At 71.9% G+C, this 23,491-nt stretch carries 20 protein-coding genes; 8 read left to right on the forward strand and 12 right to left on the reverse strand.

Translation table 11 applies throughout. The features are described from left to right. Positions 1-119: 119 nt before the first annotated feature. A complete protein-coding gene (locus tag H9641_RS18515) occupies positions 120-1,718 on the reverse strand; it encodes an ABC-F family ATP-binding cassette domain-containing protein (protein WP_056647151.1) in 1,599 nt (532 codons plus the stop codon). Positions 1,719-2,253: 535 nt separating this feature from the next. Between H9641_RS18515 and ypfJ the strand changes: the two genes are divergently transcribed. Both ypfJ and H9641_RS18525 read left to right on the forward strand, forming a co-directional pair. Next, a complete protein-coding gene (gene ypfJ, locus H9641_RS18520) occupies positions 2,254-3,156 on the forward strand; it encodes a KPN_02809 family neutral zinc metallopeptidase (RefSeq protein ID WP_191805882.1) in 903 nt (300 codons plus the stop codon). A 175-nt stretch (positions 3,157-3,331) separates the two neighbouring features. Further along, a complete protein-coding gene (locus H9641_RS18525) occupies positions 3,332-3,940 on the forward strand; it encodes a dihydrofolate reductase family protein (protein WP_191805883.1) in 609 nt (202 codons plus the stop codon). A gap of 136 nt (positions 3,941-4,076) precedes the next feature. Here H9641_RS18525 and H9641_RS18530 read toward each other — a convergent pair whose 3' ends face one another. Then, positions 4,077-5,690, reverse strand: a complete 1,614-nt coding sequence (locus H9641_RS18530; protein ID WP_191805884.1) for a flavin monoamine oxidase family protein — start codon at positions 5,688-5,690, stop codon at positions 4,077-4,079. Positions 5,691-6,034: 344 nt separating this feature from the next. Here H9641_RS18530 and H9641_RS18535 point away from each other — a divergent pair, with 344 nt between their 5' ends. Next, positions 6,035-6,694, forward strand: coding sequence for a Rid family hydrolase (locus H9641_RS18535; RefSeq protein ID WP_191805885.1), 660 nt, complete (start codon positions 6,035-6,037; stop codon positions 6,692-6,694). Between the two features lie 176 nt (positions 6,695-6,870). Here the strand turns inward: H9641_RS18535 and H9641_RS18540 are convergent, their stop codons facing one another. The 8 genes from H9641_RS18540 to H9641_RS18575 all read right to left on the reverse strand — a co-directional run bounded on the left by H9641_RS18540 (position 6,871) and on the right by H9641_RS18575 (position 13,957). Continuing rightward, positions 6,871-7,218, reverse strand: a complete 348-nt coding sequence (locus H9641_RS18540) for a metal-sulfur cluster assembly factor (protein ID WP_056647167.1) — start codon at positions 7,216-7,218, stop codon at positions 6,871-6,873. Continuing rightward, complete coding sequence (sufU, locus tag H9641_RS18545) at positions 7,215-7,763, reverse strand: Fe-S cluster assembly sulfur transfer protein SufU (protein WP_191805886.1); 549 nt, start codon at positions 7,761-7,763, stop codon at positions 7,215-7,217. The genes H9641_RS18540 and sufU overlap by 4 nt, the downstream gene beginning before the upstream one ends. Positions 7,764-7,838: 75 nt before the next feature. Then, positions 7,839-9,137, reverse strand: coding sequence for a cysteine desulfurase (locus H9641_RS18550; RefSeq protein WP_191805887.1), 1,299 nt, complete (start codon positions 9,135-9,137; stop codon positions 7,839-7,841). Between the two features lie 73 nt (positions 9,138-9,210). After that, complete coding sequence (gene sufC / locus H9641_RS18555) at positions 9,211-9,975, reverse strand: Fe-S cluster assembly ATPase SufC (RefSeq protein WP_191805888.1); 765 nt, start codon at positions 9,973-9,975, stop codon at positions 9,211-9,213. Between the two features lie 41 nt (positions 9,976-10,016). Next, on the reverse strand, positions 10,017-10,358 hold the full coding sequence (locus H9641_RS18560) for a non-heme iron oxygenase ferredoxin subunit (RefSeq protein ID WP_191805889.1): 342 nt from the start codon (positions 10,356-10,358) through the stop codon (positions 10,017-10,019). A 10-nt stretch (positions 10,359-10,368) separates the two neighbouring features. Continuing rightward, positions 10,369-11,601 carry a Fe-S cluster assembly protein SufD gene (gene sufD / locus H9641_RS18565; protein ID WP_191805890.1) on the reverse strand — a complete coding sequence of 411 codons (1,233 nt, stop codon included), beginning with the start codon at positions 11,599-11,601 and terminating at the stop codon, positions 10,369-10,371. Beyond that, positions 11,602-13,056, reverse strand: coding sequence for a Fe-S cluster assembly protein SufB (sufB, locus tag H9641_RS18570; RefSeq protein ID WP_191791376.1), 1,455 nt, complete (start codon positions 13,054-13,056; stop codon positions 11,602-11,604). A gap of 1 nt (position 13,057) precedes the next feature. Continuing rightward, positions 13,058-13,957 carry a helix-turn-helix transcriptional regulator gene (locus tag H9641_RS18575; RefSeq protein ID WP_191805891.1) on the reverse strand — a complete coding sequence of 300 codons (900 nt, stop codon included), beginning with the start codon at positions 13,955-13,957 and terminating at the stop codon, positions 13,058-13,060. 171 nt (positions 13,958-14,128) lie between these two features. On the opposite strand from H9641_RS18575, the gene H9641_RS18580 reads away from it, so the two are divergent. Then, positions 14,129-15,088: an ABC transporter ATP-binding protein gene (locus H9641_RS18580; RefSeq protein WP_191805892.1), complete on the forward strand. Its 960-nt coding sequence runs from the start codon at positions 14,129-14,131 to the stop codon at positions 15,086-15,088. Continuing rightward, positions 15,085-15,900 carry an ABC transporter permease gene (locus H9641_RS18585; RefSeq protein WP_191805893.1) on the forward strand — a complete coding sequence of 272 codons (816 nt, stop codon included), beginning with the start codon at positions 15,085-15,087 and terminating at the stop codon, positions 15,898-15,900. The genes H9641_RS18580 and H9641_RS18585 overlap by 4 nt, the downstream gene beginning before the upstream one ends. Positions 15,901-15,958: 58 nt before the next feature. Here H9641_RS18585 and H9641_RS18590 read toward each other — a convergent pair whose 3' ends face one another. Further along, a complete protein-coding gene (locus H9641_RS18590; RefSeq protein WP_191805894.1) occupies positions 15,959-16,720 on the reverse strand; it encodes a hypothetical protein in 762 nt (253 codons plus the stop codon). A gap of 180 nt (positions 16,721-16,900) precedes the next feature. On the opposite strand from H9641_RS18590, the gene H9641_RS18595 reads away from it, so the two are divergent. The 3 genes from H9641_RS18595 to H9641_RS18605 all read left to right on the forward strand — a co-directional run bounded on the left by H9641_RS18595 (position 16,901) and on the right by H9641_RS18605 (position 19,895). Beyond that, positions 16,901-17,839 carry a COX15/CtaA family protein gene (locus H9641_RS18595; RefSeq protein WP_191805895.1) on the forward strand — a complete coding sequence of 313 codons (939 nt, stop codon included), beginning with the start codon at positions 16,901-16,903 and terminating at the stop codon, positions 17,837-17,839. Positions 17,840-18,033: 194 nt separating this feature from the next. Beyond that, a complete protein-coding gene (locus tag H9641_RS18600; RefSeq protein WP_191805896.1) occupies positions 18,034-19,065 on the forward strand; it encodes an ATP-binding cassette domain-containing protein in 1,032 nt (343 codons plus the stop codon). Next, complete coding sequence (locus H9641_RS18605; protein ID WP_191805897.1) at positions 19,062-19,895, forward strand: ABC transporter permease; 834 nt, start codon at positions 19,062-19,064, stop codon at positions 19,893-19,895. Before H9641_RS18600 ends, H9641_RS18605 begins: the two co-directional genes overlap by 4 nt. An 81-nt stretch (positions 19,896-19,976) precedes the next feature. Here the strand turns inward: H9641_RS18605 and H9641_RS18610 are convergent, their stop codons facing one another. Further along, a complete protein-coding gene (locus H9641_RS18610) occupies positions 19,977-23,354 on the reverse strand; it encodes a BTAD domain-containing putative transcriptional regulator (protein WP_191805898.1) in 3,378 nt (1,125 codons plus the stop codon). Positions 23,355-23,491 lie beyond the last annotated feature (137 nt).

Raw genomic sequence — 23,491 nt, forward strand, 5'->3', positions numbered from 1 at the left:
CCTTGCGCGCCCACAGCGGACCGCCCATGTGCCCGACGAGCACCTCGACCTCTCCCCCGTCAGCGACCCGGTGCAGGCGGGCCGTTCGTGTCGCTGCGGTACCGGTGGCTACCGGTCGCTCAGGCCAGCGAGATGAGCTCGGCGTAGGAGTCGTTCCACAGGTCCTCGTCGCCGTCGGGCAGCAGCAGGACACGCTCGGGAGAGAGCGCCTCGACCGCGCCGTCGTCGTGGGTGACCATGACCACGGCTCCCTCGTAGTTCTTCAGGGCGTCGAGGATCTCCGCGCGCGAGGCCGGGTCCAGGTTGTTGGTGGGCTCGTCGAGGAGCAGCACGTTCGCGCCCGACACGACGATGGTCGCGAGCGCGAGGCGCGTCTTCTCGCCGCCGGACAGGACGTGCGTGGGCTTGTTGGCGTCGTCGCCCGAGAACAGGAACGAGCCGAGCACCGAGCGCACCTGCGTGTCGGTGAGGTCCGGCGCCGCGTGCCGCAGGTTCTCGACGACCGTCACGTCCATGTCCAGGGTGTCGTGCTCCTGGGCGTAGTAGCCCAGCTTGAGCCCGTGCCCCGCGATGACCTCGCCCGTGTCGGCCTTCTCGACGCCCGCCAGGATGCGCAGCAGCGTCGTCTTGCCGGCACCGTTGAGCCCGAGCACCACGACCCGGCTTCCCCGGTCGATCGCCAGGTCGACGCCCGCGAAGATCTCCTGCGACCCGTAGGACTTGGACAGCCCCTCGGCCGTGATGGGCGTGCGCCCGCACGGGGCCGGCGTGGGGAAGCGCAGCTTGGCGACCTTGTCGCTCACGCGCTCGCCCTCGAGGCCCGAGAGCATGCGCTCGGCGCGCTTGATCATGTTCTGCGCGGCCACGGCCTTGGTCGCCTTGGCGCGCATCTTCTCGGCCTGCGCGAGCAGCGTGCCGGCCTTCTTCTCGGCGTTGGCGCGCTCGCGGCGGCGACGACGCTCGTCGGTCTCGCGCTGCTCGAGGTACGCCTTGTAGCCCAGGTTGTACTGGTCCAGGACGCCCCGGTTCGCGTCGAGGTAGAAGACCTTGTTGACGGTGGCCGAGAGCAGCTCGACGTCGTGGCTGATGACCACGAACCCGCCCGAGTAGTTCTTGAGGTAGTCGCGCAGCCACAGGATCGAGTCGGCGTCGAGGTGGTTCGTCGGCTCGTCGAGCAGGAGCGTCTCGACGCCCGAGAACAGGATGCGTGCGAGCTCGATGCGGCGGCGCTGACCACCCGAGAGCGTGTTGAGGGGCTGCGCGAGGATGCGCTCGTCGAGGCCCAGGTTCGAGGTGATGCGCTGCGCCTCGCTCTCCGCGGCGTAACCGCCCGCGGCCGTGAAGCGCTCCTCGAGCTTGGGGTAGCGGTCCATCGCGGCCAGGTGGGTGTCCGCGTCGGCGCTCGCCATCTCGCCCTCGGTCTCGCGCATCTTGCGCACGAGGACGTCGAGCCCGCGCGCCGAGAGCACGCGGTCCATCGCGATCACGTCGAGATCGCCCGTGCGGGGATCCTGCGGCAGGTAGCCGACCTCGCCCGTGCGCACGATCTGCCCGGCCGTGGGCTGGGTCTCCCCCGCGAGGGTCTTCGTCAGGGTGGTCTTGCCCGCTCCGTTGCGACCCACCAGACCGATCCGGTCTCCGGCAGCGATGCGGAAGGACGCCTCGTCCAGCAGGACGCGGGCGCCGACGCGCAGCTCGACGGCATGGGCAGTGATCACAGAGAGTTCCTCCGGCGGGGTCGTGGGGTGTCCAGGAGTCTTGCCCGGCGCGGGTCCGCGCCGTGTGCGAGACACAAACGCCACCGATTCTAGTGCCGCGCGGCTGCGGACGGAACGGGATTTCGCGGGCTGGTCCGTCACAGTGGGTGACGCGGGTGCGGCAGGGCGCCCCCGGCGCAGGTACCGGTCCCGTTCCCGGTCGAGGCCGCGCGCGCCGACGGGGCTGCCGGGGTAGCCGGCGTCGACAACGTTGCCGGGTAGCCGGCGTCGAGAACGAGGTTGCGTTCGTCCCGGGGCCCAGGACGGACGCAACCTCGTTCTCGGCAACCACCTTCCCCGCCCGACGACGTCGCTCGCCTCCCCGGGGCACGCCGCGGCGGGGCGGGACGACGGCGCGGGGCGGGCGGCGCCGTCGGGCCGGGAGGGGCGGCTCCCCCGCGGACGGAGCCCGCGCACGGCGAGGTGCGCCGGCAAGTCGCCGACCGGACCGCGACCGCAGGGCGCCGTGACCTGCGGCGACGGGTAGCGTTGACCCGTGACGTTCAACGAGGGTGGTTCATTCGAGGGCGGCCGTGTCCGCAAGGGTGGCCGCGGCAAGGGTCCCGTGATCGCAGGCGGCGGCATCGCGGCCGTGCTCGTGGCGGTCGTGGTCGCGCTGCTCAACGGCGGCGACCTGGGCAGCGTGCTGGGCGCGGTCGGCGACCAGGTCCAGACGACCAGCACCGAGGACACCGGCCAGCAGCAGTTCGTGGAGGAGTGCACGGTCGAGCAGGCGAACACCGAGCGCGAGTGCCGGTTGTCCGCGACCGCGCAGTCACTCGACGCCTACTGGGCCGAGGCACTGCCCGCGCAGGTCGGGGTGGCCTACGTCGTACCCGACGTCGTGAGCTTCCCGGGCTCGACGCAGACCGCGTGCGGCGCGGCGACCAGTGCCGTCGGGCCGTTCTACTGCCCGCCGGACCAGACCGTGTACATCGACGTGTCGTTCTTCGACGAGCTGCGCGACCGCTTCGGTTCCTCGGACGGGAGCCTCGCCGAGATGTACGTCGTGGCGCACGAGTTCGGTCACCACATCGAGCAGCTCTCGGGGGCCATGTCGTCCGCGGACCGCTCGGGCACAGGACCCGAGTCCGACTCGGTGCGCATCGAGCTCATGGCCGACTGCCTCGCGGGCATGTGGGCGGGGAACGCGGCCACGACGATCGACCCTGACCGCGGGGTGCCTTTCCTCCAGGAGATCACCCCGGAGGAGCTGAAGGACGCCCTCTCCGCGGCCTCCGCCGTGGGCGACGACCGCATCCAGCAGTCCGCGACCGGCTCGGTGAACCCCGAGGCGTGGACGCACGGCTCGAGCGAGCAGCGCCAGCGCTGGTTCATGACGGGCTACGACGGCGGGACCTTCCAGGACTGCAACGCTCTCGAGGCCTCGACGCTCTGAGCGCTCTCGTTCCCGCTTCCCCTGACGGCGATCGTCGGACTGCGTACTGGCGCCGAGCGCACGCGCGCCTCCGGCGGACCGATGAGTTCTCGGTCGCGCAGCCGTCTCACTGGTGAGACCAGGCCGCCCTCGAGCGGCATCACCGCACGGGAGCACCGAGGACGGGGACGGACCCATGGCTGAGCTGCTCGTCGACTTCATCACCTCGCTCGACGGCTACGCGTCGGGAGAGGGGTGGCCCGGATTCTGGGGGCTCGAAGGGCCCGAGTATCTCGCGTGGCTCCAGGAGCAGCCCGAGGTCACCTACCTCATGGGCGCGAACACCTACCGGCTGATGTCGGGCTTCGCGGCGGGCCAGGTGCCGGAGGGGACGGACGAGTTCACCGCTGACGAGGAGGCGTCGGTCGACGAGCTCACGGCGGCACGGAAGGTGGTCTTCTCCAGCACGCTCGACGAGCCGCTGAGGTGGGCCAGCTCCACGCTGGTGCGGGGCGACGCGGTCGAGGCCGTCCGCGCCATGAAGGCCGACGAGGACGGGATCCTCAGCACGATCGGCAGTCTCAGCGTGGCGCGCGCGCTGCTGCGGGCAGGGCTCGTCGACCGGTTCCGGGTCGGGATGTTCCCCGTGATCACCGGCGCGACGGGGTCGGAGCGGATCTACGACGGCTATCCCGACGTCGCCCTCGAGATGACCGAGCACCATACCTTCGACACGGGCATCCACATCGTCGAGTACCGCCCCCGCGTCCTGGAGCACCCACCGCTCCTGCCCGCCGACGCGTGAGAGCGCCAGGCCGGACAGGAGCCCGGTTCCGATGCACGGGCTCCGAGCACCGTACCCAGGCGCTGACGAGCGCACCTCGGGCGGCGAGCAGAGGTCCGGGCCCCTCGGACGAGCCGAGGAACCCGGACCGGTCGTGTCAGCTCGACATGACGCGCTGGTGGAGGTTCTGCACGGCGTACCGCGCCGACCAGAACGCACCGTGCTGCCAGGCGGAGATCTCGGACATCCAGTCGCCCGCGAAGTAGACGTTGCCGGCGCCCTGCTGGAGCTGCTTGAAGCGCGCGGACGCGGTGTTCGGGTAGGCCCAGGCGCCCTCGATGTACGGCACCTTGTGCCACGCGATCGAGAACGAGCTCTCGAGCTCGGTCCGGTACTTCTCGCCGTGGATCTTGACACCCTGCTCGACCGCCCGCAGCTCGCGCTGCTTGGGCGACATGTCGGCGTAGGCCCGCGCGTTGGCCCCCGTGTTGTAGTAGCCGACGACGAGTCCCTTGCGCTCCCCGTAGCCGTAGGACGGGTACCAGATGTGGGCCAGGTCCATGTCGGTCTCGGTGATGCCGCCGTAGATGCGGTGGTCGTCCTCCCAGAAGCGCGACCGGTACTGGAGGCCGATCTTGCCCGCGGGCGAGCCGACCGCGAACTCGCCCAGCGCCGCGTCGACGTCCGGGCCCCAGTTGGTGCTCCAACGACGCATGAGCCCCGCCGGGGCAGAGACGATCGCGAAGTCGGCGTCGATCTGGCGGGCCTTGCCGTTCGCAGCCGTGTAGGTGACCTTCACCCCGCTGCTCGTGTTCTCGACCCCGGTCACCGGCGAGCTGAAGAGCACGTTCTGCTTGCCGATGGCGCGCACGAAGTACTCGTAGGTCGTGTCCATGCCGCCCTTGGGCTGGAACATGAGCATCGACTGCTCCCAGTTGATCTCGAACGGGAAGTACTGCCCCACCTTCGAGGCGAGCACCTCCGAGACCGTGCCCGGTCCGGGCAACGGCGTGCCGTGCTCGTTCCACGCCGTCGGGTACACCGAGTACCCGCGGTTGCTCCCGCCCTGGTACTTCCCGTCGGCCGTGAGCGACCCCCAGCTGCGCAGGAAGGACCGCAGGTTCTCCTTGTCCGCGGCGGTCAGCTTCTGGTCGAGCGCGCCCTGGTCGGCCGCCATGCTGAGCAGCTCCGAGGTGTAGCCGAACACGTCGGCCTTGGCCGTGCGGTACCGGACCGGGTTGCCCGGTGTGGCACCCGAGCGCTCGTTGTAGAGGTAGGCGTCGGCATTGGCGTTCGTGAAGACCTCGTACGGCACACCCAGCTCGCGCAGGTAGTCCATGGTGACCATCCACTGGGCGATGCGCCCGGCGCCCGCGTTCATGTACGTACCGTCGGAGAACCGGGCGGTCTGCTTGACGCCGTTGACGTCCGTCTCGGAGTCGCCGTTGCGTATCGTCAGCGTCCGGCCGCCCGCGCGGTGACGGGCCTCGAGCACCGTCACCCGGTAGCCGGCCTTCTGCAGCTCGTACGCCGACGCGAGCCCGGCGGGACCCGCTCCGACGACCACGACCTTCTTGGCGGAGCGCCCGGTCAGCGAGAAGTCGCTGCCCCTCGGGGGCGTCCAGGACTCGTTGCGCGGCTGTGCCGCGGCCGTCGGCGCGAGCCCGACGGCGCCCATCGTCGCGAACATGACACCGGCGCTGGAGCCCACGCCGACTGCCTGGAGGAAGTTGCGGCGTGAGACGCCGGAGGAGCCGTTTTCTGAGACCACGATGCCCTACCTCTCGTCTGTCGGTCTGACGGACGGGGGTCCACGGCCGCGAGCGCCGGGTGCCGCCGCCAGCACCGTGCGTGACGCTAGGCACTGCAGGTTCCCTGGACGGTTCCTCGGCGTTTCCTGGCCGTTGCCAGTGGTAACAAGTCTGTTTCGCACCGTTCCGCCAGCATGCTCCTCCGAGCAGATGGTGCGATTCAGGGCATCCGGGCCGACTTCAGCCCGAACCGCGGTGTTCATCGCGCCGAAACGGCACCTCACTACGGTCCTCGGCATCCGGTACCCACCGGACCGACACGTGCCAGGCGCCCCCGCGCGCTGCACCGCCACTGGAGGTCCTCATGAAGAGCAGCGTCAAGATCATCGCCGCGGTCGTCGTGACCGCAGCCGTCGCCGTCCCGGGCACCGCCTACGCGAAGGGCAAGCTCTTCGAGCCCGCGCCGACCGAGGCCGTCTCGTTCATCACGGGCGACACCGCGTCGATCGCCGACGGCGTCGCGATCGGCAAGAACGTCGCCTGGTACAAGTCCTCGGGGCTCGGACCGTCGGCGATGAACACGGCCCCCGGTGTGTCGGCCGAGGCCAGGTACATCCCGACCGACGTCTTCCCGGGCGGGCAGCTGCCGGCAGGGGTCACGCTCACCGAGGCCCAGGGCATCAACGCACTCATGCGCATCGGCGAGAACCTCACGAAGGCCGGGTTGTCCTACGAGGACGTCGTCTCGATGCGGGTCTTCCTCCAGAACCCCGAGGGCGAGGCGAAGATGGACTTCGCCGGGTGGAACCGGGCGTACCGGCAGTTCTTCGCCAACACGAACCTCGCCACCGGGGCGACGCTCGACGTCCAGCTCGGCTCCGTGACGACCACACCGATGGTCGTGAACGAGGCGCGTCCCTCGCGGTTCGCGCTCGAGATCGAGAACCTGCCGGTCAACGGCTGGCTCGTCGAGGTCGAGGTGGACGCCGTCTACCCGGGGACGGACCACAAGCACTCGAAGTGAGGTCGGGCGGCGCCGCCCGCGGGGGACGAGGCCGGTGGCCGGCCGCCCGTGGCAGGCGCGCCCGCCCCCGGTCCCCCCGGGCAGCCCGTAGCGCGGGCTGACGAGCACGCGAAGGGGCCGTCGTTCCGGGAGGAACGACAGCCCCTTCGGCGCACGACCCGCGGGTCAGGCGAACGTCAGACGTTGAAGCCCAGCGCGCGCAGCTGGTCCTTGCCGTCCTGCGTGATCTTCTCGGGGCCCCACGGCGGCATCCAGACCCAGTTGACCCGGAAGCCGTCGATCAGGCCGTCGAGCGACTGCGCGGTCTGGTCCTCGATGACGTCCGTGAGCGGGCAGGCTGCCGACGTGAGCGTCATGTCGATCACGGCGTGGTTGTTCTGGTCGACCTGGATGCCGTAGACGAGGCCGAGGTCGACGACGTTGATCCCGAGCTCGGGGTCGATGACGTCGCGCATGGCCTCCTCGACGTCGGCCGCGGTCGGCGGGGTCGGTGCCGCAGAGGCGGCGGGGGTCTCGGTCGTCATCGGTTCTCCTGGGGGGACTGCGGGGACAAGGGCTGGTCGAGCGGGGGCTGGGAGGCTGCGCCCGGGCCCGCGAGGACCCCCGACGTCGCCAGGGTGTCGCGCAGGGCGGCCCAGCCGAGCAGCGCGCACTTGATACGGGCCGGGAACTGCGCGACCCCGGTGAAGGCCGTGGCGTCGCCCAGCTCGTCCTCGCGGTCCTCGTCGAGGCCCTTGCCGCGGGACTGCATGAGCTGACGGAAGAGGTCGCCCAGGTGCTCGGACTCGGCGACCGGTGCGCCCGTGACGAGGTCGGTGAGCACCGAGAGCGAGGCCTGCGAGATGCTGCAGCCCTGCCCCTCCCAGCTCACGCGGGAGATCGTGGGGACCTTCGGGTCGGCGGTGTCGAACTCGACGCGCATCGTGACCTCGTCACCGCACGTGGGGTTGATCTGGTGCGACTCACCGTGCAGGTGCCCCTCCGCGAGTTCCACGAAGCCTCGCCCGTGCGGGGACTTCGCGTGGTCGAGGATCACCTGCTGGTACATCTGCTCCAACGAGCTGCTCATTGCTGGGGTCCTGCTCCTTCGGTACGTCGTGCGGGTCGTGGGACCGCGCAGACAGGGTGGGGCGTCGGGCGCACGTCAGTCCACTGAGAAGAACGCCCGGACCCCCGCCAAACCTTCCCGGAACGCCACGACGTCCTCGGACGTCGTGTACACCGAGGCCGAGGCGCGCGCCGTGGCGGCGATCCCGAACCGGCGGTGCAGGGGCTGCGCGCAGTGGTGACCGACCCGCACGGCGATCCCGGCGGCGTCGAGGACCTGGCCCACGTCGTGGGCGTGGACGCCCTCGACGACGAACGAGACGACCGCGAGGCGGTCCTCGGGCGTCCGCGGGCCGATGATGCGCACGCCCGGGACGTCCGCGATCTTGAGCATCTCGACGGCGAGGTCGTGCTCGTGGGCCGCGACGTTCTCCATCCCGAGCTCTTCGAGGTACTGCGCCGCGACGCCCAGGCCGACGATCTGCGCGACGGCCTGCGTGCCGGCCTCGAACCGCTGCGGCGGCGGCATGTACGACGCCTCGGTCATGGTCACGACCTCGATCATGGATCCACCGGTCGTGACCGGGGGCAGCGCCTCGAGCAGCTCGCGTCGCCCGTAGAGCGCTCCGACCCCGGTGGGACCGAGCATCTTGTGACCCGAGAACGCGGCGAAGTCGACGTCGAGGGCGTGCAGGTCGACCGGCAGGTGCGGCACGGACTGGCACGCGTCGAGGAACGTGAGCGCCCCGACCTCCTGGGCCCGCGCCACGATGGGCGCGACCGGGGTGATCGCCCCCGTGACGTTCGAGGCGTGCGTGAACGCGACGACGCGCGTGCGCTCGGTGATGACCGAGGCCGCCTCGTCGACGCGGATGCGGCCCTCGTCGTCGACGCCGAACCAGCGCAGCACCGCTCCGGTGCGCGCCGCGAGCTCCTGCCACGGCACGAGGTTCGCGTGGTGCTCGGCCTCGGTCAGGACGATCTCGTCGCCCGGCGCGAGGGCGAAGCGGCGGGCCGCCTCTCCCCCGCGACCGATCGTCGCGTTGGACAGCGCGTACGTCACGAGGTTGATCGCGGCCGTGGCCCCGGAGGTCCACACGATCTCGTCGGCGTCGGCCCCGACGAAGCGCGCGACCGCGGACCGGGCGTCCTCGAACGCCTCGGTCGCCTCCTCCGCGAGCTGGTGCGCACCGCGGTGCACCGCGGCGTTGCGCTCCTCGTAGAAGTCGACCTCGGTGTCGAGGACGACCTGGGGCTTCTGGGACGTGGCGCCCGAGTCGAGGTAGACGAGCGGACGGCCACCCCGCACCGTGCGGGCGAGCAGCGGGAAGTCGGCTCGCACGGCGGCGAGCTCGGTGGCGCTCAGCCCGGCCCGCACGGTGTCGGTGGTGGTCATCGAAGTCTCCTCGGGTGTGTCAGGTACCCGCCGGCTGACCGGCGGGCGGGCGGCCGGCGGGCCGCAGGCCGAGTCAGGCCGTGGCTGCGCCGGTCAGGAAGCGGTCGTAGCCCTCGTTCTCGAGGCGGTCGGCGAGCTCGGGGCCGCCCTCCTCGGCGATGCGGCCATCGACGAACACGTGCACGAAGTCCGGCTTGATGTACCGCAGGATGCGCGTGTAGTGCGTGATGAGCAGCACGCCGACGTCGGTGTTCGCCTTGGCGCGGTTGACGCCCTCGGAGACGATGCGCAGCGCGTCGACGTCGAGGCCCGAGTCGGTCTCGTCGAGGATCGCGATGCTCGGCTTGAGGAGCTCCATCTGCAGGATCTCGTGGCGCTTCTTCTCACCGCCGGAGAAGCCCTCGTTGACCGAGCGCTCGGCGAACGACGAGTCCATGCGCAGGTTCTCCATGGCGCCCTTGACGTCCTTGACCCACGTGCGCAGCGCGGGGGCCTCGCCGTCGATCGCGGTCTTCGCGGTGCGCAGGAAGTTCGAGACGGACACGCCGGGGACCTCGACGGGGTACTGCATGGCGAGGAACATGCCGGCGCGGGCACGCTCGTCGACCGTCATCGCGAGGACGTCCTTGCCGTCGAGCGTCACGGTGCCGCTCGTGATCGTGTACTTGGGGTGACCGGCGATCGAGTACGCGAGGGTCGACTTGCCCGAGCCGTTGGGGCCCATGATCGCGTGGGTCTCGCCGCTGTTGATGGTCAGGTCGACGCCGCGCAGGATCGGCTTCGGCCCTTCCTTGGTCTCGACGCTGACGTGCAGGTCGCGGATCTCCAGAGTGGACATGTGGTGTTCTCCAGTATTCGGAATATCGAGAAGTTCAGGGGTCAGGACGGGGAGACGGTCTGGTCGATGTCGACGAGCACGCGCTCGCCGTCGATCGTGACCGGGTAGACGGGCACAGGGCGCATCGCGGGCAGCGCGGTGGGCATGCCGGTCCGCAGGTCGAACTGCGAGCCGTGCAGCCAGCACTCGATGAAGCAGCCCTCGACCTCGCCGTCGGACAGCGAGACCGCACCGTGGGAGCAGATGTCCGAGATGGCGTGCCAGTTCCCGTCGCCGTCGCGGACGACCGCGACCTCCACGGGACCCTTCTCGCCCTCGAGCTCCACGCGCAGCGCCTCCTCGGGCGCCACGTCGTCGGTCATGCAAGCAAGCTGTGCGCTCATGCGGGTCAGGTCACCGGCCTTCGATGACGCTCATCGACTTGGCGAGCTCGGCCTCGATCGAGGTGAGCAGGCGCTCCTCGACCGACGGGACACCGATCTCCTGGATGAGCTCCGCGAAGAAGCCGCGGACCACGAGGCGACGTGCGTCGGCCTCGGGGATGCCGCGGGCCTGCAGGTAGAAGAGCTGCTCGTCGTCGAAGCGACCGGTCGCCGAGGCGTGCCCGGCCCCCTCGATGAGGCCGGTCTCGATCTCGAGGTTCGGCACCGAGTCGGCCCGCGCACCGTCCGAGAGGACGAGGTTGCGGTTGAGCTCGTAGGTGTCGGTGCCCTCGGCCTCGGTGCGGATCAGCACGTCCCCGACCCAGACCGTGTGCGCGCCCTCGCCCTGCAGCGCGCCCTTGTAGGTGACGCGCGACTTGCAGCTCGGGACCGCGTGGTCGACGAAGAGGCGGTGCTCCTGGTGCTGGTCCGCGTCCGCGAAGTACAGGCCGACCATCTCGACCTCGCCACCGGTGCCGGTGAACTCGGCGTCCGGGGTCACGCGCACGACGTCGCCGCCGAACGTCACCACGACGTGCTTGAGCTTGGCGTCACGCCCGATGCGGGCGCGGTGCGAGCTCGCGTGCACGGCTCCCTCGCTCCAGTCCTGGACCGACACGACCGTGAGGTGCGCGCCGTCCTCGACGACGATCTCGACCGTCTCGGTGAGCGTCGCGGAGCCCACGTGGTCGATGACCACGACGGACTCGCTGTGGCGCTCGGCCTGGATCAGCAGGTGCGTCGCGGTGGGCTCGTCGGACAGGCCCTCGATGCGCACGGACGTGACCTCGCTGGCCACGGCCTCGGCCGGGATCGTCACGACGGTCGCCTCGGCGAACGCGTTCCACGCGGTCACGGCGGTGCGGTCGCCGGGGACGCCCGCGCGGCCGAGCCGCTCGTCGTCCCGGCCGACGATCTCGACCGTGACCTCGGGCGCGTCGACCACGGTCGTGCGCACGCCGGCGCTGCCGAGCTCGGCCGCGAACAGCGGGGCGAGGCGCGGGACCGGCGAGAAGCGCCACTCCTCCTCGCGCCCGGTGGGCACGGTGATGACGGTCGGGTCGAACGAGGTGATGCGCTCGGCGCGGGAACCCTGCGGCGTGCCGCCGACCCCGTGCGAGTGAGCGCCGTCCTGGACGGCCTGCGTGTGGTCCGTGCTCAGGCCGATCGGCTCGGTCTCTGTGGTGCTCGCAGTAGTAGTCATTTAGCCGACGGACCCTTCCATCTGCAGTTCGATGAGGCGGTTGAGCTCGAGCGCGTACTCCATGGGCAGCTCGCGCGCGATGGGCTCGACGAACCCGCGCACGATCATGGCCATGGCCTCGGTCTCGGCCATGCCTCGGGACATGAGGTAGAACAGCTGGTCCTCGCTCACGCGCGACACGGTCGCCTCGTGACCCATCGAGACGTCGTCCTCGCGGACGTCGACGTACGGGTAGGTGTCGGACCGGGAGATCTGGTCGACGAGCAGCGCGTCGCACAGAACGGTGGAGGCGGAGTGCTCCGCTCCCTCGAGGACCTGGACGAGGCCGCGGTAGGACGTGCGTCCACCGCCGCGCGCCACGGACTTCGAGACGATCGAGGAGGACGTGTGCGGGGCCGCGTGCACCATCTTGGCGCCCGCGTCCTGGTGCTGGCCCTCGCCCGCGAACGCGATCGACAGCGTCTCGCCCTTGGCGTGCTCGCCGAGCAGGTAGATCGCGGGGTACTTCATGGTGACCTTGGAGCCGATGTTGCCGTCGACCCACTCCATGGTCGCGCCCTCGGCCGCCGTCGCACGCTTGGTGACGAGGTTGTACACGTTGTTCGACCAGTTCTGGATGGTCGTGTACCGCACGCGGGCGTTCTTCTTGACGATGATCTCGACGACCGCGGAGTGCAGCGAGTCGCTCGAGTAGATCGGGGCGGTGCAGCCCTCGACGTAGTGCACGTACGAGCCCTCGTCCGCGATGATCAGCGTGCGCTCGAACTGGCCCATGTTCTCCGTGTTGATGCGGAAGTAGGCCTGCAGCGGGATCTCGACGTGGACGCCCGGGGGGACGTACACGAACGAGCCGCCGGACCACACGGACGAGTTGAGCGCGGCGAACTTGTTGTCACCCGAGGGGATGACGGTGCCGAAGTACTCCTGGAAGAGCTCGGGGTGCTCGCGCAGCGCGGTGTCGGTGTCGAGGAAGATGACGCCCTGCTTCTCGAGCTCCTCGTTGATCTGGTGGTAGACGACCTCGGACTCGTACTGGGCCGCGACACCGGCGACGAGGCGCTGCTTCTCCGCCTCGGGGATGCCGAGCTTGTCGTAGGTCTCCTTGATGTCCTCGGGCAGGTCGTCCCACGACGTGGCCTGCTTCTCGGTGGACCGCACGAAGTACTTGATGTTGTCGAAGTCGATGCCCGACAGGTCGCTGCCCCAGTTGGGCATGGGCTTCTTGTCGAACAGGCGCAGGGCCTTGAGGCGGTAGTTCAGCATCCACTCGGGCTCGCTCTTGAGCGCGGAGATGTTGCGCACGACCGCCTCGGAGAGGCCGCGCTGCGCCGTCGCACCGGCGTCGTCCTTGTCGTGCCAGCCGTAGCCGTAGGAGCCGATCGAGGCGATGATCTCCTCGTCGGACTGGCCGGTGCTCTGGGACACGCCGGCGGTGTCCTGGGTGGGAGCGCTCATGTCATTCCTTCCACGTTCCGTCGACGACGGAGGGGGGCGGTGGGGCGGTGGTCGATGAACCTGTCGGTTCGGTGTGTCGTGCTGGGGGGTGCGCCGGGGCGCGCGGTCCGCGCGCGGTGGCGCGTCGTGCGGTGGTCTCGTGCCCGACGGCGTCGCTCGCCTCGGGTACGCGGGTCGCCGCGGGGAGCACGGGGACGTTGGTGGTGCACGCGTGCCCGCCGCCCGCGAGGGTCGCGAGCCGCTGGACGTGCGAGCCGAGGAGCTGGGAGAAGACCTGGGCCTCGGCGTCGCACAGCTGGGGGAACTCCTCGGCGACGTGCTGGACCGGGCAGTGCCCCTGGCAGAGCTGGACGGTCGCGGTCCCGGCGACGGGGCGCACGCTCGCGGCGAACCCGTCCTCGGCGAGGACCGCGGCGAGCTGCTCGGCGCGGCCCGCGACGTCGTCGGCCGTGATGCGGGGCGCGTAGCGGTCCGTGAGCTCCTCGAGGCGACGACGAGCGAAGTCCTCGACGGCGTCCTCGCCCGCGACGTCGCGCAGGAAGCGCAGCGCCTGGGTCGCGAGGTCGGGGTAGGCCCCCGAGAGCTCGGACTGCCCCCTGTTCGTCGCGACGTAGTGCCGGGCCGGTCGTCCGCGCATGCCCGTGGTGGCGCCCGAGTCGTGGACCGAGATGAGTCCGTCGGTCTCGAGCTGCGCGAGGTGGCGGCGGACGCCTGCGGGCGTGAGACCCAGGTCCGTCGCGAGCGAGGCGGCGCTCACAGGTCCGTCGGTCACGATGAGGGACAGGACGCGCTCGCGCGTGGTCCCGTCGCCGTCCGCGGCGGCGTGGGATGCGTCACTGCCGAGCGCGACGGCAGGCAGGGAGCGAGGAGTCGCACCCGAGGTGCGTGCACCGTGCGTCATGCCTCACCTCCACGTCGTCCGGCCTGCTGGGATCCGCCTCGCCTGGTCCGCGGGCGCGCAAGAGCCTCGGGGACAGGTCGATATAGGTAACAGTCTCATGTGCTAAATGGTCCGACGCAAGCAAGGCCTACCTCACAGCGGGCCCCAGGCGGCTCCCCTACAATCGCCACCGTGCCCGACTCCCCCGCCGTCGTCCTCCAGGACGTGGTCAAGCGTTATGACGGCCGGGCGGTCGTCGACCACCTGAGCCTGACCGCCTCCCGAGGCGCCGTGACCGCCGTCCTCGGCCCCAACGGGGCCGGCAAGACCACCACGATCGAGTGCTGCGAAGGGCTGCGAGCACCGGACGCGGGCACCGTGCGGGTGCTCGGGCTCGACCCTCTGCTGAGCGCGCGCGACCTGCGCCCGCGCGTCGGGGTCATGCTCCAGGACGGCGGCCTGCCCACGGGCGTGCGCGCGCTCGAGATGCTGCACCACGTCGCGTCCATGTACGCGAACCCTCGCGACGTGGCGGAGATCACGGAGCGCCTGGGCCTCGCGAGCTTCGCGCGGACGACGGTCCGGCGCCTGTCGGGCGGTCAGCGGCAGCGCCTCGCGCTCGCCGCGGCGATCGTCGGCCGCCCCGAGGTGGTGTTCCTCGACGAGCCGAGCGCGGGCATGGACCCCCAGAGCCGGCACGCGGTGTGGGAGCTCGTGCGCGAGCTACGCGCGGACGGCGTCGGGATCGTCCTGACGACCCACCTCATGGACGAGGCCGAGGACCTCGCGGACCACGTCTACATCGTGGACCACGGGCAGGTCATCGCCTCGGGCGCGACGCCCGACCTGCTGCACGCGGGCCCGTCCGCGGACGGGAACCGGACGCTGCGCCTCGAGGCGCGCGCGGGCCTGGACGTGGTGGCGCTGGCCCGGCGCGTCGAGGCCGGCCCGACGACGTCGCTCGCCTCCGCGTGGACCGTGACCGAGACGCAGCCCGGCTCGTACAGCGTGACGGGGCCGGTCGACCCGTCGACCGTCGCCGTCGTGACCGCGTGGCTCGCGGACGAGAGCGCGCTCGCCTCGCGCATCACGATCGGCCGCCGCACCCTCGAGGACGTCTTCCTCGACCTGACAGGACGAGAGCTCCGATGACCGACCAGACCGCCACCGGACCGGTCGCCGAGCGGCCCGCCCCGACCGACGGCGCGTCCCCCGTGGACGGGGCCGCCCCCGCGTGGCGTCGGGTCGCGTCGCAGACGGCGTTCGAGACCCGCATGATCCTGCGCAACGGCGAGCAGCTGCTCGTGACGATCATCCTGCCCGTGATGCTGCTCGTGGGCCTGGCGCGCACGAGCTTCATCGACCTCGACACGCAGGGACACTCGCGCATCGACTTCGTGACGCCCGGTGTCCTGGCGCTCGCCGTCATGTCCACCGCCTTCACGTCGCAGGCCATCGCGACGGCCTTCGACCGGCGCAACGGCGTCCTGCGACTGCTGTCCACGACACCGCTGGGCCGGGGCGGGCTGCTCGCGGGCAAGATCCTCGGGGTGCTCGCGGTCGAGGTCGTGCAGGTCGTCGTGCTCGGCGGCGTCGCGCTCGCGCTCGGGTGGTCCCCTGACCCGGCCGGCATCCTGCCGGCACTGCTCGCGGTGCTGCTCGGCACCGCGGCGTTCACGAGCCTCGCGCTCCTGCTCGCGGGGACGCTGCGCGCCGAGGGCGTGCTCGCGGTCGCGAACCTGCTGCTGGTCCTGCTGACCGTCGCGGGGGGCGTGCTGGTCCCGGTCGAGCAGCTTCCCGGGGCGCTCGAGCAGGTCGCCCTGCTGCTGCCCTCGGGTGCGCTCGGCGAGGCCATGCGCGGTGCGCTGCTCCTGGGCGAGGTCCCCGCGTTCTCCGTGGTCGTGCTGCTGGGGTGGACCGCGGCGCTCGGCTGGGGAGCGGGCAAGCTGTTCCGCTGGCACTGAGTCCGTCGCCCGGCGCCGGGAGCACCCGGCCATCGGCTCACCGTGGGACGGACCCGCATCACTCGAACCGCCACGTGCCGGCAGTCTCCCCGCCCGCGGACGGGAGGCGCACCTGTGCCAGTGCGGTGGCCCAGGCCGCCTCGTCGACCGCGGTCCCGGTGCACTCGAAGGCCACGTAGGTGCTCTCGCGCAGCCCCTCGCCGGTGTACAGGCGCGTCCACACCGACCGGACCAGGACACGACTGCGCACGACCGTGCCTGCGCGCTCGACGGTCCACTCCTGCACGGCCGCGTTCGTCCCGCGGGGCTCCCCCGGGCTGCCGTCGGCCACGAGCACCTCGGAGACGCTCGACGGGTCGCTCGCCCGTTGCTCGCGAGCCATGAGGTCTGCGAGCGCGACGAGGGAGATGCCCCGCTCCGCAGCGACCTGGTCCTCGTCGGGCACGCTCGTCGCGGTGCTGGACACGGTGCACCTGCCGGTCGATCCGAGCGTCGTCCAGCCGGCGCGTGACGGGAAGGCGCTCGCCGAGGTGAAGCCCTCGGGGCGGACGACCAGGGTCGCGGTCCGGTCGAAGGATCCGGCCGTCCCCGCCCCGGCACCGGCATCCGTCCCGGACTCCTCGCCGACCGTCTGCCCGGGAGCCGCGTCACCGCCCGCCTCCTCGTCGGTCGTCCCGGTCCCTCCCGAGGCGGGCGAGGTCTCACCCGCGGCCGGGGTCTCCTGCGGGTCCGCTCCTGGCGTGCAGCCGGCCAGCACCAGCAGGGCGACCGCGAGCGCTCCGATCCCCTGGATGCGGCGAGCAGGTCGGGAAACGGTCACGAAAACCCCCTGGAATGTATCGAAAGGTCCCGTGAGGGTATCGAAATGGCCATGATCCGTCGGGAACGACGCGCCGTCCCGTCACGGTTCCCTTCGGGCGGTCTCCTGCGGGCCAATCTCACACCCGCACGGGGCCTCGGCGATTGAGGGCCGCGCTCGCCCCGCGGCTACCTTTGGACGGTGAGCAGCGCAGAACTCGCCCCGGTACCCACGTCCCCCGCCTGGTACGCGAAGGTCGACCGCTTCCGCCGCTGGACCCGACCGGTCCTCGTCGCGAACCTCGTCGGCCAGATCGGCATCATCGTCACGGGCGGCGCGGTGCGTCTGACCGGATCCGGCCTCGGCTGCTCCACGTGGCCGCTGTGCGAGCCCGGGAGCTTCACGCCCGAGTTCCACTCGGCGATGTCCATCCATCCCCTCATCGAGTTCGGCAACCGCACGCTCACGGGGGTCGTCGGGATCATCGCGCTCGCGGTCCTGGTGCTCCTCTGGACCGACACGACGCGTTCCGCGTCGTTCCGGCGCGCGAGCTCGCTCCCCCTGATCGGCGTTGCCCTGCAGGCCGTCATCGGTGGCGTCACGGTCCTGCTGCACCTGCACCCCGCCGTCGTCGGGGTCCACTTCCTCGTGTCCGCCGCGCTCGTCGCGGTCTCGGCCTACCTGCTGTACCGCTCGGGCGAGGGCGACGGTCAGCCCGCACAGGTCGTGGACCGACGGACCACCCTGGTCGGCCGGGTCCTGGCCGTCCTGGCGGTGCCGCTGCTGATCCTGGGCGTCCTCGCGACGGGCTCGGGCCCGCACGGCGGCGACGACGAGGTGGCCTACCGGTTCGCTCTCGACCCGGCACTCATCAGCAAGGCGCACGCGGCCTCCGTCTGGCTCTTCCTCGCCGTGCTGGTCGTGCTGACGGTCCTGGTCCTGCGCCAGGCCACCGCCCCTGCCCGGGCCCGCAAGGCCGTCGTCGTGCTCGTCGCGGTGACTCTCCTGCAGGGCCTGATCGGCTACGTCCAGTACTTCACGGGGCTGCCCGAGGTCCTGGTCGCCGCGCACATGCTGGGGGCCGGGCTCCTCATCACCTCGCTCACCTGGACGCTGCTCACGTTCCGCGTCCGCGACTGACATTCATCCCTGCCGCCGCCCGCCGCCGCCCACCTGCCGCGCGGCCCGCAGGAGTGGAGAGGGCCGTCGTTCCTGCGGGAACGGCGGCCCTCTCCCGTCCTGCCGCCTCCCCGGACAGCGACGTGACAGCGACGTGACACCGGCGTGACAGGCCCCTCCCGGAGGCTGGACCCACCAGCAACCAGGAGGAATCCATGACCCACGAATGGGCGGTCGAGGCACACGGCCTCGTCAAGACGTTCGGCGACAACCGGGCGGTCGACGGCGTCGACCTGAGCATCCGCACCGGCTCGGTGTACGGCGTGCTCGGCCCGAACGGCGCCGGCAAGACCACCACCATCAGCATGCTCGCCACGCTCCTGCGCCCCGACGCCGGCGAGGCCCGGGTCTTCGGGCACGACGTCGTCCGCGAGGCCCAGGTCGTGCGCCAGCTCATCGGCGTCACGGGCCAGTACGCCTCGGTCGACGAGACGCTCAGCGCGACCGAGAACCTCGTGATCTTCTCGCGCCTGCTCGGCCTCGGGCGCGCCGAGTCGCGACGCAAGGCCGCCGACCTGCTCGAGACCTTCGGCCTGACCGAGGCCGCGACGCGTCCGCTCAAGAACTTCTCCGGCGGCATGCGCCGCCGTCTGGACCTCGCGGCGAGCCTCATCGCCCAGCCTCCCCTGATCTTCCTCGACGAGCCGACCACGGGCCTGGACCCGCGCACGCGCGCCCAGATGTGGGACACGATCCGTGAGCTCGTCGCGACGGGGTCGACCGTCGTGCTCACGACGCAGTACCTCGACGAGGCCGACCAGCTGGCCGACCGGATCGCGGTCATCGACCGCGGCCGGGTGGTCGCCGAGGGCACGGCCGACGAGCTCAAGGACGCGGTCGGGAACCAGTCGCTCCAGCTCGGGCTGGTCGCGGCCGCGGACCTGGGGTCGGCCCTCGACATCGTCGAGGCGACGTTCGGCGTCGCCGCGACCACGTCCCCCGAGGCCCGCCGCATCACGGTCCCGGTGACCGGACCGGACGAGGTCACCGACCTCCTCGTCAGGCTGCGCGAGGCCCGCATCGGGGTCGACTCGATCAGCATGGACAAGCCGAGCCTCGACGAGGTCTTCCTGACCCTCACGGGTCACGGCGTCGGGTCGGAGGAGCCTGCGGAACCCGGTGACGGGCGCCCCGCGGGCGCGGACGCGCCCGCATCCACGACCACGCGAGAGGCGGCCCTGCGATGACCACGACCCTCACCGCTCCCCGGGAGCAGATCCAGGCCGCGACCGACCGCGACCTGACGAACCGCACGAGCCTCGGGCAGACGGTCCGCAACACGTTGACCATGGCGTACCGCGGCATCCTGAAGATCCGTCGGACGCCCGAGCAGCTCGTCGACGTGACCGTCCAGCCGATCCTGTTCACGCTCATGTTCACGTACATCTTCGGCGGAGCGATCGCCGGGGACGTCGTGAGCTACCTGCCGACGATCATCCCCGGCATCCTCGTCCAGACCGTCATCACGACGTCGGTCGTGACGGGCGTCCAGCTCCGTGAGGACATGGACAAGGGCGTGTTCGACCGGTTCCGCTCGCTGCCGATCGCACGCATCGCGCCGCTGTCGGGGGCGCTGCTCGCGGACACCGTCCGGTACGGCATCGCGACGACCCTGACGTTCGCGATGGGCTACGTCATGGGCTACCGACCCGCGGGCGGCCTGGGCTCGGTCGTCCTGGCGGCCCTGCTCGTGATCGTGTGCTCGTGGGCCGTGAGCTGGATCTTCGCGTTCTTCGGCGTGATCGCCCGGACCGCGGCGAGCGTCCAGGGGATCTCGATGATCGTCCTGTTCCCGCTCACGTTCCTCTCGAACGCGTTCGTGCAGCCCGACACCATGCCGGGCTGGCTCCAGGGCTTCGTGAACGTCAACCCGGTCTCGCACCTGGTGACGGCGGTCCGTGAGCTGACGAACAACGGCGTGCTGGGCTCGGACGCGGTGATCTCGCTGGTCGGCGCGGCGGTCATCGTCGCCGTCTTCGCGCCGCTCACGGTACGGGCGTACATGCGCAAGGCCTGACGGCCTGCACTGGCGGCACGGGCGGTACCCCTGGTGAACGCCGGGGGTACCGCCCGTCGTCGTGCCTGCTCCCCGGGGTGGTCAGGCGCCGGGGCTCGGGGGCTCTGCGGGCCGCGTCCAGGGACCCGCGCGGAGGATCTCGAGCGTCCGGGCCGGGAGGTCCTCGTACGGCAGCTGCCCGACGGCGTCGCGCACCTCGTCGACCCGGGCGTCGCCGTGCAGGGCGCGCGCCCAGGCGTCGTGCGGGGCCGTGCGCAGCGCGGGCACCTCCTGCCGGGCCCCCATCCGGTGGGCCAGGTGGAGCAGCGCGAGCCCGTCGTCGACGCGGCCCAGGCCCGGCGCGGCCCACAGGTAGGCGCCGAGCGCGATCGCGGCCGTGCCCAGGACCGGGTAGTCCACGAAGGCCGAGGACGCCCGGTAGGAGGCGATCATGCGCACGCGCAGCTCGCGCGCGAGGCGCTCAGCCTCGGGGGACGGCACCGGGTCGGGTTCCCACGGCCCGTCGCTCTCGGGAGCGGGCAGGACCATGGTCGAGAGCCAGCCGGCGGCGAACATGGTGTACCAGGGTGAGCGACGGGAGACCCTGCCCCCGAAGACCGCGTTGGCGAGCTCGAGCTCGCGCAGCGCGAGCTCGTGGTCGCCGCGCGTCAGGGCGACCTCGGCGAGCCCCGCGTGCCCGATCGAGCGCAGCTCGTGCGCGGTGCCGCCCAGCCCGGACGGCACCGGGTCGTCGTCGGTCTCGACGAGCGAGGTGAAGACCAGCTCGGCCTCGGCGGCGCGCCCGACGTGGACGAGGTTCGTCGCCTCGAGCCAGTCGAGCTGACGCAGGTCCTCGTCGGCGTGCAGCCGACCGAGTCCCTCACGGGCCCGGGCGGCCCACTCGAGGGCGCGGGGAGCGTCGCCCTGCTCGCTCGCGAGCTGGGCGAGGAAGAGCGCCGACGTCGCGGCTCCCCACGTGTCCTGCCCCTGGGTCGCGAGAGCGTACGCGTGCGTGACCTGTTCGATCGCGACGCCCAGCCGCCCGTGGTTCTCCGCGAGCTGAGCGCTGAGCAGGTGCGCGACGAGGGCGACGAACGGGTCGCCGGAGTGATGGAGCGCGGCCAGTCGCGGCCCCATGCCCAAGGGGTCGCCGGCGTCGGTCAGGAGGTCGGTGAGCGCAGCCGCCCGCGGGCCGATGTCGGCGTCCCGGTGCAGGCGACCCAGTCGCGCGGCGGCACGCACGCCCGTCGCCGGGTCGCCGTTGGGGGTCGATGCCGTGAGCAGGAACAGCACGATCCCCGCCTCCTGCGTGAGCTGGTCGTCAGGCTCGTCGTGGACCCCGCGGACGCGCCTGCCCTGCCAGCCCTCCACGACCCCGAGCACGTCGCGTGCGAGAGCGACGACCTCGGTGTGCGCCCCGCGCAGGCTCCAGTGCAGACCGAGCGCGTGGAAGACGGGCAGGACCACGTCGGCCCGGTCCTCCGCGAGCGCCGTCCGCAGCACGTGCAGGAGGTTCTCCTGCTCGAGGCGCAGCGTGAGCATCGCGGCGACCTGCGTCGGTCCTTCGAGCCGCGCGACCTCGCGTCGTGAGAGGTCGACGGCCCAGCGATAGGTGGCTTCCTGGGCGATCTCGCGCTCGCCCGCCTCGTCGAGCGCGAGGGCACCGAACTCGCGCACGGTCTCGAGCATGCGGTAGCGGGCGGTGTGGGACAGGGGCTCGTCGGTCACGGTCAGGAGCGACTGGTTGACGAGCGCCTCGACGTCGTCGAGCCCGACGCCGGAGGCCGCCTGGGCGGTCTGCACCCCGAACCCGTCGGGCAGCAGCGACAGGCGTCGGAGCAGCGCCTGCTGCGCAGCGGTCAGGAGGTTCCAGCTCCAGTCGATCACGGCGTGCAGGGTCCGGTGCCGCTCGGGGGCGCTGCGGTCGCCGGTCGTGAGCAGGGCGAAGCGCGCGTCGAGCCGTCGTTCGATCTCCTGGACCGACAGGGAGCGGACCCGCGCCGCGGCGAGCTCGATCGCGAGCGGCAGCCCGTCGAGCCGCGCGCAGAGCCGCTCCAGGACGTCTGTCGGCAGGTCGGCGCCGGGACGGGCCGCCAGCGCGCGCTCGCGGAAGAGCTCGACCGCCGGTCCCGGGTCCGTGCGGGTCGCCTCGTCCTGGGTGTCCTGGGCGGCGGGGGGTGACGTCGTGGCCAAGGGGTCGAGCGGGAAGACCTGCTCCCCGCCGACGAGGAGCGGGGACCTGCTGGTCGTGAGGATCCTCAGCCCCGGGACGACGGCGATCAGCTCGGCCGCCCACCGGGCGGCCGCCTCGACGACGTGCTCGCAGTTGTCCAGCACGAGGAGGGTGTCGACCTCGCCGAGCCGGTCGGCCAGGAGCTCGTGCACCTCGGTCCGGGCGACCTGGTCGCCGAGGCGCGGGCTGCGTGTCACGTCGCGCACGCCCAGCGCAGAGGTGAGGGCGAGGCCGATGTCCTCGCCGGTGCGCACGCTCGCGAGCTCGACGACCGCGACGAGCGGCGTCGTCTCGACGGACCGGCGCGCGACCTCCTGCACCACGCGTGTCTTGCCCATACCTCCCGGACCGAGCACGGTCACGAGCCGGGACCGTCCCAGGAGGTCGAGGACCGCGGCGACGTCGTCCTCTCGTCCGACCAGGGCGTTGGGTGCTGCCCGCAGCCCGAGCGCGGCGCCTCGCCGCGCCGGGCGGGCGGTGGGCACGGCCTCGCTCTCGGGCGCCTGCAGGATCCGCGTGTTGAGCGCGACCAGGTCGGCGCGCGGGTCGGTTCCGAGCTCGGTCGCGAGCCGGGTCCGCAGAGCCCCGAAGGCACGCAGTGCGTCGGCCGGTCGGCCGGCACCCGCGTAGGCCCGCAGGAGCGCGAGGTGGGCGTCCTCGTCGAGCGGAGCGCGCTCGACGGCGCGCTCGGCCCAACCGACCGCGGCGTGGTGGTCACCCGCGGCGAGGAGCGCGTCGAGCAAGGCCTGCTCGGCCTCGGCCCGGAGGCGTCCGGCCGTCGCGACGAGGTCCTCGCCGATCCCGGTACCCGCCAGGTCGAGCAGGTCGTCGCCCGGCTCGCCGCGCCACAGCCCGAGCGCCGCGCGTGCCGACCCGGCGGACCTGCGGGGGTCCCCCGCCGCGAGCGCCTCGGCTGCTGCGCGCGTCAGGTCCCGTGCGGCGCCGAGGTCGCTCGCGGCGAGCGACGAGTAGCCACCGGGGGCGGACGTGAGCAGCCCCTCGGCGAGAGTCGAGCGCGTCCGGGAGACGAGGCTCTGGAGGGCGGCACGGGGGTCCGTGGGCTGGGTGTCCGGCCACAGGTCGTCGATGAGCGCTGCGGTGCTCACCGTGCGGCCGTGCGCGAGCACGAGCGCGACGACGAGCGCACGGGCACGCGCGCTGGACGGGGAGACGAGCGTCCCGTCCCGACCTTCGACGAGCACCGGCCCGAGGACGAGGGCGCGGGGGCGCGGGACCGACGAGGACACCCGCCCCACTCTAGTGCGCACGGACCTCGCGCCAGGGAGGGTGCGTCGAGCCCCCGGGGGCGAGCGACGTCGTCGGGCGGGCGCCGCAGACCTCACTCGTCTCGCCGAGCCGTCGGCGGGTACGAACGATCCCCTCA

Source organism: Oerskovia merdavium (assembly GCF_014836755.1).
Classification (GTDB): domain Bacteria; phylum Actinomycetota; class Actinomycetes; order Actinomycetales; family Cellulomonadaceae; genus Oerskovia; species Oerskovia merdavium.

Bases quoted from the DNA above. Each gene is read 5' to 3' on its own strand.
- H9641_RS18525 (WP_191805883.1), top strand. From the start codon at position 3,332: ATGGCTGAGCTGCTCGTCGACTTCATCACCTCGCTCGACGGCTACGCG.
- sufB (WP_191791376.1), bottom strand. From the start codon at position 13,056: ATGAGCGCTCCCACCCAGGACACCGCCGGCGTGTCCCAGAGCACCGGC.
- sufU (WP_191805886.1), bottom strand. From the start codon at position 7,763: ATGAGCAGCTCGTTGGAGCAGATGTACCAGCAGGTGATCCTCGACCAC.
- sufC (WP_191805888.1), bottom strand. From the start codon at position 9,975: ATGTCCACTCTGGAGATCCGCGACCTGCACGTCAGCGTCGAGACCAAG.
- H9641_RS18585 (WP_191805893.1), top strand. From the start codon at position 15,085: ATGACCGACCAGACCGCCACCGGACCGGTCGCCGAGCGGCCCGCCCCG.
- H9641_RS18550 (WP_191805887.1), bottom strand. From the start codon at position 9,137: ATGACCACCACCGACACCGTGCGGGCCGGGCTGAGCGCCACCGAGCTC.
- H9641_RS18605 (WP_191805897.1), top strand. From the start codon at position 19,062: ATGACCACGACCCTCACCGCTCCCCGGGAGCAGATCCAGGCCGCGACC.
- sufD (WP_191805890.1), bottom strand. From the start codon at position 11,601: ATGACTACTACTGCGAGCACCACAGAGACCGAGCCGATCGGCCTGAGC.
- H9641_RS18560 (WP_191805889.1), bottom strand. From the start codon at position 10,358: ATGAGCGCACAGCTTGCTTGCATGACCGACGACGTGGCGCCCGAGGAG.
- H9641_RS18600 (WP_191805896.1), top strand. From the start codon at position 18,034: ATGACCCACGAATGGGCGGTCGAGGCACACGGCCTCGTCAAGACGTTC.
- H9641_RS18540 (WP_056647167.1), bottom strand. From the start codon at position 7,218: ATGACGACCGAGACCCCCGCCGCCTCTGCGGCACCGACCCCGCCGACC.
- H9641_RS18575 (WP_191805891.1), bottom strand. From the start codon at position 13,957: ATGACGCACGGTGCACGCACCTCGGGTGCGACTCCTCGCTCCCTGCCT.
- H9641_RS18535 (WP_191805885.1), top strand. From the start codon at position 6,035: ATGAAGAGCAGCGTCAAGATCATCGCCGCGGTCGTCGTGACCGCAGCC.